Genomic DNA, 14,218 nt, shown 5'->3' with positions numbered 1-14,218 from the left:
CCACCCTCCTGCCCGGGTTTCGCTGGCGTACCCAACGGTATCTTGCGGCCGGTCGGCGGCGGGAGCATTCCCCGAAGAACGGAACCCGGGCCTGCGGATCGTCACCCGGGCCGTCATCCGGATCGTCATCCGGCCCGGCGCCCGGTCGTCGCTCGTACCGGTGGCCCGTGCGCGGGGCGGTCCGTGGAGGCCGCTGTTCGAAGGCCGTTGGACATATGTCGCACGGGTGGTTCGCGAGTGGCGGGCCGGGTGCGCGGGGCGTCCGGAGGTAGGTTCGCCACTGCGGGACCGGCGGGTCGGCCCGGGCCGGACGAGTGCCGGTACGAGGCTCGCGAGAGTGAACGGGACAGTATGCACTGCGCTGTCCCCCGATCGCTGGAATATGCCCGAAGCGCTTGCCGAGGTCCGTCCGCCCACTCATCCTGAGGCGTAATCGAGTCGCGGCCAGTGCGCGACGGACGAGTTGGCCCGGACGAGTTGGCCCGGACGGGACAGCTCGGGTGAGCGCCGGGCGGGAGCCCGGCCGAGGGCCCGGGTGGCACCGGGCGATGTGCGAGGGTTCGCCGGCTGGACGATCCGGCCCGATCGGGACGATGGCCGAACTGCGAGTGCGGGTGGTGGAGCGGTGCAGGTTCTTCAGGTACAGCTGGCGGTGCAGGCGGACCCGGCCGAGGTCGGCCGGGCCCGTCGGTGGGTGCGCTCGCGGCTGCTGAACCATGGGGTGGACCCGGACGCGCCGGTCGCCGAGACGGTGGTGCTGGTGGTCTCCGAGTTGGTGACCAACGCCGTGGTGCACACCGGGTGTCCGGCGGTGCTGCGGCTCTGCCTGCCGGTGGAGGAGGACCAGGCGGGCGGCGAGCCGGCCGGTCCGCTGCGGGTGGAGGTCGCCGACGCCAGCCGGACGGCCCCCGCCCCACGGCACGCCGGGGCGGACGAGAACGCCACCAACGGGCGCGGCCTGGAGCTGGTCGAGCTGCTCTGCGAGCGCTGGGGCTGGTTCCCGGACGGCTCGGGCAAGCGGGTGTGGTGCGAGATCGGCGCGGACGCCCGGCCGGCGGACCCGCTGGCGGGCGTGGACTGGGCGGCGTTGGCGCAGTAGTGGCAGCGGCAGCCCGGGACCTGCTCGGTTCGCTGCCGTTCCCGCCGGTGATCGTCGGCGGAGATCACTGGTGGAGATCACCGGCCGAAAGTTGACGCAACCATTCCGAATTTCGGACTACCCATTGACGTGACGTATCCGACTGATCACGCTTGGGTGCGGCTCTCCGTCAGTGAGGGGACGCCGAGGGGACGCCCGAACGCCGCCGCGGTGCTGTTGTCCAGGGGGACCACGCCAGCAGGGGGGCCGTGGACCGCCGGTCGCGGGCGCTCCTTGGCGAGTGCGGAGGGTGCGGCGCGGGTTCAGGGCCCGCGCGTCGCGATTGGATGGTGGCCGGCCGCGCCGTGCTCGGGGTGCACGCGGCCGGCCGCCGTCCGATCCGCCGTTGTCCGGCGGCGCTTTCCGGCCACTCGGCCGAGAGCCGTCCAGGGCACCTGAAGCCGCCCGGGGTCACCCGGGGACGGCGCGGAAGGTTCGCCGGTAGGCGCTCGGGGCGACGTCCAGCCGGCCGCGCAATTGCAGCCGGAGCGAGGCGGCGGTGCCGAAACCGGACTCCCGGGCGACCTGGTCGATCGTCAGGTCCGTGCGCTCCAGCAGCTGCCGGGCCCGCTCGGTGCGCTGCACGGTGAGCCACTGCCCGGGGCTGGCGCCGGTCTCCTCGCGGAAGCGCCGGGTGAAGGTCCGCAGGCTCATGCCCGCCCGGTCGGCGAGCCGGCTCAGTGCCAGCGGCTGGTCCAGGTGTTCCAGCGCCCAGGCGCGGACGGCGGCGGTGCCCTGGCCGGTGGAGTCCACTGGGCTCGGGGCCTCGACGTACTGCTTCTGGCCACCCTCGCGCCACGGCGGCACCAGGCAGTTGCGGGCCACCGCGTTGGCCACCGCGCTGCCGTGGTCGCGGCGGACCACGTGCAGGCACAGGTCCACCCCGGCGGCCACCCCGCCGGAGGTGAGGACGTCGCCGTCGTCGGTGTAGAGCACGTCCGGGTCCAGCCGCACCTTCGGGTACAGCTCGGCGAAGCGCCGGGTGTAGCGCCAGTGGGTGGTGGCCGGGCGGCCGTCCAGCAGTCCGGCGGCGGCCAGCAGGAAGGACCCGGTGCAGATCGACATCAGCCGGGTGCCGGGCCGGATCCGGCCCAGGGCGGCGGCCAGTTCGGGGGTGAAGGCGGCGTCGACGGTGGCCGTGCTCGCGTCGGCGGAGGCCGGGATCACCACCGTGTCGGCCCGCTCCAGCAGTTCGGGCCCGTGGTCGACGCTGATTCGGAAGTCCGCGCTGGTGGCGATCGGCCGGCCGTCCAGCGTGCAGGTGGCGACCTCGTAGAGCGGCCGCCCGGCCGGGTCCTTGGCGCCGCCGAAGATGCGGGCGGGGATGCCGAGTTCGAAGGCGATCACGCCGTCGAGGGCGAGTACCGCGACCAGGTGGGCCATGCCGTTCCCCTTCGGTGGTGCGGCCGCCCGGGCCGGTCGGGTCGGTTCGGCCGGTCGGGTCGGTTGGGTCGGTTCGGGCCAGTCCGGCCGGTTCGGGCCAGGGTACGCCGGGACCGTGGCCCGATTCTTGCGAAAGCTGTCATTCAGGCCACTCGTCGCGGCCGCGCCGCTTCGGGACACTCGTCCGCGTGACCGAACGCAACGCCTTCGCCCCCGCCCCCGCGCCCGCCCCCGAAGGACCCGTCCGCCCCGCCCGTCCGGCCCGCTTCCGGGTGCACTACGCCTGGGTGGTGGCCGGTGTCTCGCTGCTGGTCCTGCTCGGCTCGGCCGGCTTCCGGTCCACGCCCAGCCTGATGATGGACGCCCTGCACAACGAGTTCGGCTGGTCGCTCGGGACGATATCCAGCGCCACCTCCGTCAACCTGACCCTCTACGGCCTCACCGCCCCCTTCGCCGCCGCCCTGATGGACCGTTTCGGCGTGCGCCTGGTGGTGGTCTGCGCGCTGCTGACCATCTCGGTCGGCTCCGGGCTCACCATGCTGATGCGCGAGCCCTGGCAACTGGTGCTCTGCTGGGGCGTGCTGGTGGGCCTGGGCAGCGGCTCGATGGCCGGCGCCTTCGCCACCACCATCACCGGCCGCTGGTTCCAGGCCCGCCAGGGCCTGGTCACCGGCGTGCTGACCGCCGCCGGGGCAGCGGGAAACCTGGTGTTCCTGCCGGTCGGCGCCTGGCTGGTCGAGCACCACGGCTGGCGCTCGGCGGTGATCGTGGTCTCGCTCGCGGCCAGCGCGGTCGCCGTCCCCGTCCTGCTGCTGATGCGCGAGCGGCCCGCCGACCTCGGCCTGCTCCCGTACGGGGCGACCGAGGAGCCCCCGGCGCCCGCCGCCGACGGCCGCGCCCTGACCCGCTCGCTGCGGGTGCTGCGGGACGCCGCCCGGAGCCGGGCGTTCTGGCTGCTGTCCGGCTCCTTCGCGATCTGCGGCGCCACCACCGCCGGCCTGGTCGGCACCCACTTCATCCCGGCCGCCCACGACCACGGCATGCCGGTGACCACCGCGGCCAGCCTGCTCGCCATGATCGGCGTCTTCGACGTGGTCGGCACCATCTTCAGCGGCTGGCTCACCGACCGGGTCGACTCCCGGATCCTGCTGGTCACCTACTACGGGCTGCGCGGGATCTCGCTGCTCCTGCTGCCGCAGCTGCTGGCCGGCTCGCTGCAACCGCCGATCCTGGCCTTCGTCATCTTCTACGGCCTGGACTGGGTGGCCACCGTGCCGCCGACCGTCGCGCTGTGCCGCCGGCACTTCGGCGGGGACGCCCCGATCGTCTTCGGCTGGGTGCTGGCCAGCCACCAGATCGGCGCGGCCGTCGTCGCCGGGCTGGCGGGCCTGGCCCGCGACGCGCTCGGGAACTACGACCTCACCTGGTACGGCGCCGGCGCCCTGTGCGTGGTCGCCGTCGGGCTCTGCCTGGCGCTGCGCACCAGCCGGCCGGACCGCCCCGTCCCGGCCCTCTCGTAGGGCGGGCCGGGGGCCTGTCGGACCGGACGGCTAGGCTCCGCGACCATGGCGCTCACCTTCACCCTGGACCCGAAGCTCGACCCGGACCTGCGCACCGCCGTCGTCCGACTGTGGGCCGACGTCACCAACGCCGGCGGCGCGGTCGGCTTCGTGGCGCCGGTGACGGAGGACGAGGTCTGGGACACCGCCGACCACCAGTTCGCCGGGGTCGAGCCGGACGGCCCGGACCGGCTGCTGGTCGCCCACGAGAGTGACACCGGCCGGCTGGTCGGTGTCCTCTTCTTCGAGTCGATGCGCTTCGACCTGATGGAGCACTGGCGGATGCTCAAGCGGGTCATGGTGCACCCCGACTGCCAGGGCCGCGGCTACGGTGCCCGGCTGCTCGCCGAGGCCGAGCGGATAGCCCGGGAGTGGGGCCTGGAGAGCCTGCGGCTGACCGCGCGCGGCGGCCAGGGCCTGGAGCGCTTCTACACCCGCTGCGGCTACCGGGAGGTCGGCCGGGTGCCGGCCGCGATCCGGGTCGCCCCCGGGGACGACCGCGACGACATCACCCTCTGGCTCGACCTGCGCTGAGCGGCGGGTCCGGTCGGGCGGCGGCGGGCGGGGGACGGGCGCCCCCTTCCCCTCGCCGCCCGTCAGGCATGCTTCACTGGGAGACCGGCCCCCGCCCAGACCAGTGAAAAGCCAGACCAGTGAAAAGGATGTGTCCCGTGAGCAGCACCGGCCAGGAGAAGTCGCACGCCACGCTCCGCTACACCTCCCTGCGGGTCAGCATCTTCCTCGGCTGCCTGCTGGTCGCCCTGCTGCTCGGGCACTTCAAGATCATCCCGGTCAGTGGCCAGGCCGGCGTGATCTTCCTGTTCCTGCTGGCCGCGATCGCGTCCGCGCCGCTCAGCTACGTGCTGCTGAGCCGTCAGCGCGACGACATGTCCGCCCAGATCACCACCAAGGTCTCCGGCCTGCGCAGCCGCACCGCCGAGCGGATCGCCGCGCAGAACGCCGAGGAGGACGCCGTCGACGAGGCGGCCCGGACGGCCGCCGTCCGGCAGAGCTGACCCCGGCCGGACCCGCGACCGCAGCCGCCGTGCCCGACTCCGCCGCCTCGGACGCCTCCGCTTCCGACCCCGACCCCGCTTCCGCTTCTGCGGCTTCCGAGCCCGGACCGGCCGACCCGCCGTCCGGGCCGTCCGCGTTGCGCGGGTCGGCCGTCGAGGGGTCGTCCGTCGAGGCGGAGGCCGGGACCTGGCCGGCCCCGGTGCGCCGGCCCACCGGCCGGGACGTGGCCAGGCTCGCCGGGGTCTCCCAAGCCACCGTCTCACTGGTCTTCTCCGGCGCCGAGGCCGGCCGCAGGGTCTCCGACGCCACCCGGGAGCGGGTCCGGGAGGCCGCCCGCAGCCTCGGCTACCGCCCGCAGGCGGCCGGCCGGCAGCTGCGGCTCGGCCGTAGCGGGATGATCCTGCTGGCGGTGCCGAACATCCTCGGCCCGTTCTTCGGCCGGGTGCTGGAGGGCGTCCACGAGGAGGCCGGCCGGCACGGCCTGGCGGTCGTGGTCAGTTCCGGCTGGGGGAGCGCCACCCTCGCCGAGGCCGCCACCACCAGCCGCTTCGACGGCCTGCTGATCTGCTCCCCGGACGACAGCCAGCTCGGCGAGCTGCCCGCCGACACCCCCGTCGTCTTCCTCGACGCCGACCCGGGCACCGACCGGGCCCGGCCGACCGTCGAACTCGACGTGGCGGGCGGGATGCGCGCCGCCGTCGAGCACCTGGCCGGGCTCGGCCACCGCCGGATCGGGCGGCTGCGCTCCACCCACTCCGCGTACACGTTCCGGGTGCGGCAGGCCGCGTTCGAGCAGGTCGCCGCCGAACTCGACCTGGAGGTCGTGGAGTTGGGCGTGAGCCTGAACGAGGGCCAGCCGGCCGCGCGGACGGTGGCGCACCGCCTGCTGGAGCGCCCGGACCGCCCGCGCGCGGTGATCTGCGACGACGACGTGGTCGCCTCCGGGGTGTACCAGGCCGCCGCCGAGCTGGGGCTGAGGGTGCCGGCCGACCTGTCGGTGGTCGGCATGGACAACGTCGCGGTGGCCGCGCTGCTGGCCCCGCCGCTGACCACCGTCGACCTGCCCGGCGAGGAGCTGGGCCGGGTCGGCGCGGCGGCGCTGGCGGGCCTGCTGCGCGGCGAGCGGGCGGCGCCCGTCCTGCCGCTGGCCACCTCGCTGGTGCTGCGCTCCTCCACCGCGCCGGCGGTCGGCGGGCCGGGGCGGGGCGCGAAGCAGTAGGTAGTAGTAGGGGAGAACGAAAGACCGCGCCCGCCGGCCAGACCCCGGTGGGCGCGGTCGTCTGTGGGGGGCCTCAGCCCACCGGCACCGGCTGCACAGGCTGCACCGACGGCGCCGGCGGCACCGGGTGGAACCAGCGGCGGGCGCCGAACAGCAGCAGGGCGCCGAGCGCGATCCCGCCCGCCGCGCACAGCGCCACCGGCCGCAGCGAGTCCTCGGCCAGGTTGCCGGACACCGCGTAGCCGAGCGAGTTGCCCGTCGCGAACAGCGTCACCAGCCAGGCGAACGCCTCGGTCACCGTCCCGGTCGGCGCCAGCTCGGCGACCAGCACGAACGCCGCCGCCAGCAGCGGCGCCAGCCCGATCCCGGAGAGGAAGGCCAGCGCGGCCATCGGGTACGGCCCGGGCAGCAGCACCAGCGGCAGGTAGGACGCGGCCATCGCGAGCGCCATGACCCAGGTGCGGGTGGCCGTGCTGCTGCGCCACTTCACCGCGCCGTAGGCGAGCGCGCCGAGCAGGCCGCCGAGCGCCGCCAGCGCCAGCAGGGTGCCCGCGCCGCCGGGCAGGGCGTCGGCGTGGTGCTCGGCGTAGGCGATGAACAGCACGTTCTGCGCGCCGACGGCCCAGCCGGCCCCGGCCAGTCCGACCAGCAGCAGCACCAGGCCGGGGGAGCGCAGCGGGCCGAGCAGCCCGGCGGAGTGTGCGCGGGCCGGGGCGCGCCAGGCCTGGGCCGGGGCGGTGGTGGCCACGATCAGCGCGCCGGCCAGCCCCAGTCCGGCGGCCATCCAGAGCGCGGCGACCGGGCTGAACAGGCCGGCGATCCCGGCGACGGCCAGCGGGCCGGCCACGTAGAGGATCTGCTGGGAGGCGGAGTCGAAGGCGTAGGCGGTGTCGAGCTGCTCCTCCTCCACCACGTCCGGCCAGAGCGAGCGCAGGCAGGGTTCGAGCGGGGGCATGGCGAGCCCGGCGATCGCGGCGCCGAGCGGGGCGGCGATCCCGGAGCCGGGGGCGAGGGCGAGCAGCGCGTACCCGCCGCCGGCGAGCACGGCGGAGGCGAGCAGGACGCGGGGCTGCCCGGTGCGGTCCACGATCCGCCCGAGCACCGGCCCGCCGACGGCGGCGGAGATCGCGTAGGCGGCGGTGGCCAGTCCGATCCGCCCGTACGGCGCGCCGGCCTCGCGCAGGGCGAGGGCGATCACCAGGGCGGTCATGCCGGCGGGCAGGCGGCCGAGCAGGGTGCCGAGGAGCAGGCGGCTGACGTGGGGGGCGCGGAGCAGGGCGAGGTAGCCCATCGGCGTCTTCTCCGGTCTGGGCAGGCGAGGGCGGGGACGCCGTCAAAGTTATACGTATAACCGCTCAGCGGTCAATCGGGCCGGTGAGGACGATCTGATGGTGCGTCAGCTTCGTTCGTGTCCGGATCTCACCCCAACCTCAAACAACTACTTTGAACATCTCAAACCTTTGCTGCTAATGTGTCGGCCATGACCACCTCAGACGCATCGCGGAAGAACGGCCAGGGCTCGCTGCCCGGCGCCGCCCGCCGGTGCGCTCTGACCGGTGCTGTGGACAGCCCGCGCCGTTGTCGCGCCACGAGCTGTATCCCGGCGGCACGCCCCTGACCGGGGGCCGGGACCTCCCCACCCGGCCCGCGCGCCGTGCCGCCTCCTCCGTCACACCCCACCGTCAGCAACGCCCTCCCCCGGAGCCGCACCGTCATGTCCACAGCGCCCGAGGCGACCCCGTCGCCGTCCGTGCTCGCGAGAATCCGCAAGACCCCGTTCTGGGTCCAGATCGTCGGCGGCCTGCTGCTCGGCGTCGGCCTGGGCTACCTGGCCCGCGCCGCCGACATCTCCTGGCTGGCCACCACCCTGGAGACCATCGGCAAGATCTTCGTCCAGCTGCTCAAGCTGGCCGTCCCGCCGCTGGTGTTCACCGCGATCGTGGTGAGCGTCGCCAACCTGCGCAACGTCACCAACGCGGCCCGCCTGGCCACCCGCACGCTGCTCTGGTTCATGATCACCTCGCTGATCGCGGTGGCCGTCGGCCTGGGCCTGGGCCTGCTGACCAACCCCGGCCAGGGCACCAACCTCAAGACCGACGGCCTCAAGGCGCTCGACTCCAAGGGCTCCTGGATCGACTTCCTGACCGGGATCTTCCCGACCAACATCGTCGACGCCTTCGCCAAGGTGAACGTCCTGCAGATCGTCTTCATGGCGGTCGTGGTCGGCGCGGCGATCATCAAGCTCGGCAGCAAGGCCGAGCCGGTCCTCAAGCTCAGCGAGTCCGTCCTGGAGCTGACCCAGACCGCCCTGTGGTGGGTCATCCGGCTCTCCCCGCTCGGCACCCTCGGCCTGATCGGCAAGTCCGTCGCCAAGTACGGCTGGGACCTGCTCAAGCCCTTCGCCACGCTGACCCTCGACATCTACGTCGGCTGCGCGCTGGTGCTGTTCGTCGTCTACTCGCTGCTGCTCAAGTTCGCCGCCGGCCTGAACCCGGTCAACTTCTTCAAGGGCGCCTGGCCCGCGATCCAGCTGGCCTTCGTCTCGCGCTCCTCGGTCGGCACCCTGCCGGTCACCCGCCGCGTCACCGAGCGCCTCGGCGTCCCCAGCGAGTACGCGTCCTTCTCCGTGCCGTTCGGTGCCACCACCAAGATGGACGGCTGCGCCTCGATCTACCCGGCGATCGCCGCGATCTTCGTCGCCCAGGTCTACAACATCGACCTCGGCATCCGGGACTACCTGCTGATCGCCTTCGTCTCGGTCGTCGGCTCGGCCGCCACCGCGGGCCTCACCGGCGCGATCATCATGCTGACGCTCACCCTCTCCACCCTGGGCCTGCCCCTGGAGGGCGTCGGCCTGCTGCTCGCCATCGACCCGATCCTCGACATGATGCGCACCGCGACCAACGTCGCGGGCCAGGTGCTGGTGCCGGTCCTGGTGGCCTCGCGGGAGAAGATCCTCGACGTCGCCGCTTACAACCGCCCCTCCGGCGACCTGTACGAGGACGCGCCGTCGGCCGTCGTCCCGGCGCAGGCGGACAAGGCGGCCCCGGTGGCCGCCTGATCCCCGCCGGCTCGGCGACAAGGGCCCGCTGCCGCACCGTTCCCCGGTGCGGCAGCGGGCCCTTGTGCGTGCCGCGGGGCGCGGGGGCGGCGGCACCGGCGCGGGCTCGTGTGCTGCTCCCCGGGGCGGCGGCCGGGGGAAAGGGGCGGTGGAAAGGCCAGGGGAAAAGGCAGGGGGCCCGCCGGTTGGGCGGGCCCCCTTGGGTGTTGCTCTTGTGCTCATGGTGACGGCTGTCGGGAGCCGCCGACGGACCCGCTGGGGTCCCGAGCGATCAGAACATCAGAAGATGGTCAGATGGGGGTGACGTTCTCCGCCTGCGGGCCCTTCGGGCCCTGGGTGACGTCAAAGTTCACCGCCTGGTTCTCCTCCAGCGAGCGGAAGCCGCTCGCGTTGATGGCGGAGTAGTGGACGAAGACGTCGGGGCCGCCGCCCTCCTGGGCGATGAAGCCGAAGCCCTTCTCAGCGTTGAACCACTTGACGGTTCCCGTGGCCATGCCGTTCTCCTTGCGAGGGACGTGTCGGGGCCACACCGTGTGGCACCCGGTCCGCTGCGCTGATCGCCCTGCCTCCGGACGAGTCCGAAGTTTTTCGATATTGCTGAAAAACTACAAAAAGCCCGCGGTTACATGCTCCGCAGGCTTCAAGTACTGCAAGGGGAATCAAACTGCAACTGAGGGCAACGCTAGCATGCGGTCGCTGTGACGACCAGGGGTGAACTGCGGCCCCCACGACGCGTGTCGTAGGCCCTCGCAGGCGCGTCCCGCAGGCCTCGCGAGCGCGTGTCGGGTGCCCGGTGCAGGCCTTTGTGAACAGCAGGCATACGCTGCGGGAAAGCGCACGAACAGTACAAGGGAGCGGCGCAGTGGCAGCACCGGACGGACAATCGCGGGAGCCCCAGGAACACACCCCGGTCAGGCCTCGCGTCGGCCACATCCAGTTCCTGAACTGCGTACCCCTCTACTGGGGCCTCGCCAGGACCGGCAACCTCCTGGACCTCGACCTCACCAAGGACACCCCGGAGAAGCTGAGCGACCAGCTCGTCGACGGCTCGCTGGACATCGGTCCGATCACCTGCGTGGAGTACCTGCGCAACGCCGACGACCTGCTGGTCCTGCCCGACATCGCGGTCGGCAGCGACGGCCCGGTGATGTCCTGCCTCATCGTCAGCAAGGTGCCGCTCGCCGACCTGGACGGCCGCCGCGTCGCCCTCGGCTCCACCAGCCGCACCTCCGTCCGGCTCGCCCGGCTGCTGCTGGAGGAACGCGAGGGCGTCCGCCCCGACTACTTCAGCTGCCCGCCCGACCTCAGCTCGATGCTCGCCGAGGCCGACGCCGCCGTCCTGATCGGCGACCCGGCGCTGCGCGCCTACCTCGGCCAGGCCGCCGACCTCGGACTGACCGTCCACGACCTCGGCGAGATGTGGAAGGAGTGGACCGGCCTGCCGTTCGTCTTCGCCGTCTGGGCCGTGCGCCGCGAGTTCGCCGAGCGCCGTCCGGAACTGACCGCGGCCGTGCACCGGGCCTTCCTGGAGTCCCGCGACCTCTCACTGGTCGAGGCCGCCAAGGTCGCCGAACAGGCCGCCCGCTGGGAGGCCTTCGGCGCGGACGTGCTGGAGCGGTACTTCAGCGAGGCCCTCGACTTCTCGCTCGGCGAGCGGCAGCTGGCCGGCGTCGCCGAGTTCGCCCGCCGGGTCGCGCACGACAGCGGCTTCGCGTCGGACGTCGCGGTGCGGCTGCTGGAGCCGGCGGCGCTGCCGGTCGGCTGAGTGCGGCGGGGCGCTCCGGTGCGCTGGTGCGCCGGCTCAGGTGCTCAGGTGCTCAGGTGCTCAGGTGCTCCGGGGCCGACGGGCAGCGGGCTGACGCGGACGCTCGAAAGGCCTGGCGTAGGCTGGTTCGGCCGTACCCGGACGCCCGTCGTCCGGGGGGCGGCAGCGCCGAGAACTGCAGTATCCGAGAGAGAGAAGGCGGCCAGGTGACCGAGCTCGCAGCGACCACCCTCGATGCGCCCAGCACCGATTTGCAGGCCGTGCTCGACCGGGCCGCCGGCGGTGGCCGGATCACCCCGGAGGAGGCGCTGGAGCTGTACCGCTCGGCGCCGCTGCACGCGCTCGGCTCCGCCGCCGACGCGGTGCGCCGCCGCCGCTACGCCGGTACCGAGCACATCGCGACGTACATCATCGAGCGCAACATCAACTACACCAACGTCTGCGTGACGGCGTGCAAGTTCTGCGCCTTCTACGTGCCGCCGAAGAGCGACAAGGGCTGGTCCCGCGAGCTCGACGAGATCCTGCGCCGCTGCGCCGAGACCGTCGAACTGGGCGGCACCCAGATCATGTTCCAGGGCGGCCACCACCCGGACTACGGCGTGGAGTACTACGAGCGCGCGTTCTCGGCCATCAAGGCCGACTTCCCGCAGCTGGTGATCCACTCCCTGGGCGCCTCCGAGGTCGACCACATGGCCCGGATCTCGGGCGTCTCGATCGAGGAGGCCATCACCCGGATCCACCGGGCCGGCCTGGACTCCTTCGCCGGCGCCGGCGCCGAGCTGCTGCCCGCGCGGCCGCGCAAGGCGATCGCCCCGCTCAAGGAGTCCGGCGAGCGCTGGCTGGAGATCATGGAGGCCGCGCACGGCCTCGGCGTGGAGTCCACCTCCACCATGCTGATGGGCACCGGCGAGACCAACGCCGAGCGGATCGAGCACCTGCGGATGATCCGCGACGTGCAGGACCGCACCGGCGGCTTCCGGGCCTTCATCCCCTACACCTACCAGCCGCAGAACAACCACCTGAAGGGCTCGACGCAGGCCACCGTCTTCGAGTACCTGCGGATGATCGCGATCGCCCGCCTGTTCCTCGACAACATCGCCCACATCCAGGGCTCCTGGCTCACCACCGGCAAGGAGGCCGGCCAGCTGTCGCTGCACTACGGTGCGGACGACCTCGGCTCGGTCATGCTGGAGGAGAACGTCGTCTCGGCGGCCGGTGCCAAGCACCGCTCCAACCTCACCGAGCTGATCCACCTCATCCGGGCCGCCGACCGCGTCCCGGCGCAGCGCGCGACCACGTACGAGCACCTGCGGGTGCTGGACGACCCGGCCAACGACCCGGTGGACCCGCGGGTCGCCTCGCACATCGCCTCCACGGCGATCGAGGGCGGCACCGCGCACCCCGAGCTGAAGATCCTGGACAACTGAGGCCCGGGGCACCGCTGTGCTGACCCTGCACCGGGCGGCCCTGGTGCTGCCCCACCCGGCCGACCCCACCGCCCCGTCCCTCCCGGACGGGGCGGTGCTGGTGCGCGGTGACCGCGTCGAGGCTGTCGGACCGTACCGGGAACTGGCCGCCGCGCACCCGGGGGCGCGACTGCGGGACTGGGGCGCCGCGGTGCTCACGCCGGGGCTGCGCAACCCGTACGGGCACCGGCTGCTGGAACACGCCTACCACCCGGACCCGCGCGAGGAGATCGGCGTCGAGCCGGTCGCGGACGGGCTGACGGGCTCCGCCGACGAGGGGCGCTGCGGCGCGAGCGCCCGGCGCGGGCTGCAACGGATGCTCGGGTTCGGGGTGACGGCGGTGGTCGGGCCGTTCGAGCGGGCCGCGGTGCGCACGGCCGTGGCGCGCTCCGGGCTGGTCGCGCTGCCGGGCGGCCCTGGCACGGGGGGCGGCCCTGGCACGGGGGGTGGCCCTGAGGCGGGGAGTGGCCCGGGCGCGGGGGGTGGCCCTGGTGCGGTGGGCGCGGGGGACTGCCTGCTGGGCCTGGGAGACGGCCCGCTGGACCCGCTGTCGGTGCTGCCGCTCGCGGCGGCCGTGCACGGCCGGGTGGCGGCGGGCGGCCGGGCCGACTTCGCGGTGTTCCCGGCCGTTGGGGAGGGCTTCGCCCAGCCATCGCCGGGCGGTTGCCTGGCCGCCGTACTGGGCGGGCGGTTGGTGTACCGGCGGCGCTGAACGAGGCCGGGAACCGGGCGACGTACTCGCCGGTAGTCGGACTTCCTTGCGGCGTACGGCACTTCCTTCGTGTGCCGCCGAACTCCACTGTCCACCCTGTGGGGTGATTCCCCCTTCGCCGTGACCTGAGGGCCCGCCAGCGGATACGATCCCGGACAGCTCACTCCGTACCCTCACCACCTACCGCCCGTGCCCGCGGGTGGCGGGGCCGTGTCCCAGGCCCCGAAGGCAAGCCAGGACAGGAACCATGCGATCCGCGACCGTCCCCCCGCCGCGATCCCCGCGGATGGGCCGTGGTTGGTACCTCGCCGCCGTGCTCAGCGCCGTGCTGGCCGTCGGCATGTGCCTGCTCGGCTGGCGCCAGGCCGACCAGGCCGACCGGATCGGCGCCCACCCCGTGAGAGTCGAAGGCGTCGTCACCCAGCTCCCCACCGGCGGCGGCTCCTACAGTGCCGTCAGCTACCGGGCGTCCGGCCAGTCGCACACCGCGGCCGCGCTGCCGCTCGCCGACGGCGCCAGGATCGGCGACCCGATCTGCCTGGAGCACGCCGCCGACGACCCGGGGGCGGTGCGGATCTGCGGCGACACCTACCCGCAGCCGGTCGGCGTCGGCCTGGCCCGGTTCAGCGTGCCGGTCGCGGTCGGGATGTTCGTGATCTGCGTGCTGCGTATCCGGCGGCACCGGCGGGCGCTCGCGGTCCGCGCCGGGCAGGGCCGGCTGGCCACCACCGTCGCGCTGGCGACCGGGGCGCTGGCCGACGGGATGCCCGCGATAACCCACGGCAAGCGCTCCCGGCGCCGGCGGCGCGCGGGCGGGCGGCGCGCGCAGCACTGACGGGGCGCGTAGCACTGGTGGGCCGGGTGGGGCGCCGGTGGGCTGGGCGGGGGAACTGGGCGG

At 73.7% G+C, this 14,218-nt stretch carries 13 protein-coding genes; 10 read left to right on the top strand and 3 right to left on the bottom strand.

Features of this window, described 5'->3' with window-relative positions; translation table 11 throughout:
* Positions 1-625: 625 nt before the first annotated feature.
* Positions 626-1,099 carry an ATP-binding protein gene (locus A6F73_RS14330; RefSeq protein ID WP_063348164.1) on the top strand — a complete coding sequence of 158 codons (474 nt, stop codon included), beginning with the start codon at positions 626-628 and terminating at the stop codon, positions 1,097-1,099.
* Between the two features lie 450 nt (positions 1,100-1,549).
* On the opposite strand, the gene A6F73_RS14325 is transcribed toward A6F73_RS14330, so the two are convergent.
* On the bottom strand, positions 1,550-2,521 hold the full coding sequence (locus A6F73_RS14325) for a helix-turn-helix domain-containing protein (RefSeq protein ID WP_063348163.1): 972 nt from the start codon (positions 2,519-2,521) through the stop codon (positions 1,550-1,552).
* A 272-nt stretch (positions 2,522-2,793) separates the two neighbouring features.
* On the opposite strand from A6F73_RS14325, the gene A6F73_RS14320 reads away from it, so the two are divergent.
* The 4 genes from A6F73_RS14320 to A6F73_RS14305 all read left to right on the top strand — a co-directional run bounded on the left by A6F73_RS14320 (position 2,794) and on the right by A6F73_RS14305 (position 6,316).
* Positions 2,794-4,041: an MFS transporter gene (locus A6F73_RS14320; RefSeq protein ID WP_244293628.1), complete on the top strand. Its 1,248-nt coding sequence runs from the start codon at positions 2,794-2,796 to the stop codon at positions 4,039-4,041.
* 45 nt (positions 4,042-4,086) lie between these two features.
* The gene (locus tag A6F73_RS14315) at positions 4,087-4,614 is read left to right on the top strand and encodes a GNAT family N-acetyltransferase (protein ID WP_063348161.1); all 528 of its coding nucleotides are present in this window, start codon (positions 4,087-4,089) and stop codon (positions 4,612-4,614) included.
* Positions 4,615-4,751: 137 nt separating this feature from the next.
* The gene (locus tag A6F73_RS14310; RefSeq protein WP_063348160.1) at positions 4,752-5,096 is read left to right on the top strand and encodes a DUF4229 domain-containing protein; all 345 of its coding nucleotides are present in this window, start codon (positions 4,752-4,754) and stop codon (positions 5,094-5,096) included.
* A 29-nt stretch (positions 5,097-5,125) separates the two neighbouring features.
* Complete coding sequence (locus A6F73_RS14305) at positions 5,126-6,316, top strand: LacI family DNA-binding transcriptional regulator (protein WP_107452886.1); 1,191 nt, start codon at positions 5,126-5,128, stop codon at positions 6,314-6,316.
* 73 nt (positions 6,317-6,389) lie between these two features.
* On the opposite strand, the gene A6F73_RS14300 is transcribed toward A6F73_RS14305, so the two are convergent.
* Positions 6,390-7,607 carry an MFS transporter gene (locus tag A6F73_RS14300; protein ID WP_063348159.1) on the bottom strand — a complete coding sequence of 406 codons (1,218 nt, stop codon included), beginning with the start codon at positions 7,605-7,607 and terminating at the stop codon, positions 6,390-6,392.
* A 423-nt stretch (positions 7,608-8,030) separates the two neighbouring features.
* Here A6F73_RS14300 and A6F73_RS14295 point away from each other — a divergent pair, with 423 nt between their 5' ends.
* Complete coding sequence (locus tag A6F73_RS14295; protein ID WP_063348158.1) at positions 8,031-9,377, top strand: dicarboxylate/amino acid:cation symporter; 1,347 nt, start codon at positions 8,031-8,033, stop codon at positions 9,375-9,377.
* 290 nt (positions 9,378-9,667) lie between these two features.
* Here the strand turns inward: A6F73_RS14295 and A6F73_RS14290 are convergent, their stop codons facing one another.
* Positions 9,668-9,871 (bottom strand): cold-shock protein, encoded by a 204-nt coding sequence (locus A6F73_RS14290; protein ID WP_052580872.1) that lies wholly within the window; start codon positions 9,869-9,871, stop codon positions 9,668-9,670.
* Between the two features lie 368 nt (positions 9,872-10,239).
* Between A6F73_RS14290 and A6F73_RS14285 the strand changes: the two genes are divergently transcribed.
* The 4 genes from A6F73_RS14285 to A6F73_RS14270 all read left to right on the top strand — a co-directional run bounded on the left by A6F73_RS14285 (position 10,240) and on the right by A6F73_RS14270 (position 14,155).
* Entirely contained in the window at positions 10,240-11,142 is a 903-nt protein-coding gene (locus A6F73_RS14285) for a menaquinone biosynthesis protein (RefSeq protein ID WP_063348157.1), read from the top strand.
* A 206-nt stretch (positions 11,143-11,348) separates the two neighbouring features.
* On the top strand, positions 11,349-12,569 hold the full coding sequence (gene mqnC / locus A6F73_RS14280; RefSeq protein WP_063348156.1) for a cyclic dehypoxanthinyl futalosine synthase: 1,221 nt from the start codon (positions 11,349-11,351) through the stop codon (positions 12,567-12,569).
* A 16-nt stretch (positions 12,570-12,585) separates the two neighbouring features.
* A complete protein-coding gene (locus A6F73_RS14275; RefSeq protein WP_063348155.1) occupies positions 12,586-13,320 on the top strand; it encodes a hypothetical protein in 735 nt (244 codons plus the stop codon).
* A 247-nt stretch (positions 13,321-13,567) separates the two neighbouring features.
* Complete coding sequence (locus A6F73_RS14270; RefSeq protein ID WP_159398455.1) at positions 13,568-14,155, top strand: hypothetical protein; 588 nt, start codon at positions 13,568-13,570, stop codon at positions 14,153-14,155.
* Positions 14,156-14,218: the final 63 nt, after the last annotated feature.

This window comes from Streptomyces sp. MJM8645 (genome assembly GCF_001625365.1).
Classification (GTDB): Bacteria; Actinomycetota; Actinomycetes; order Streptomycetales; family Streptomycetaceae; genus Kitasatospora.
The sequence above is the reverse complement of the archived record's forward strand: the minus strand, read 5'-3'. Positions and strand labels throughout refer to the sequence as shown.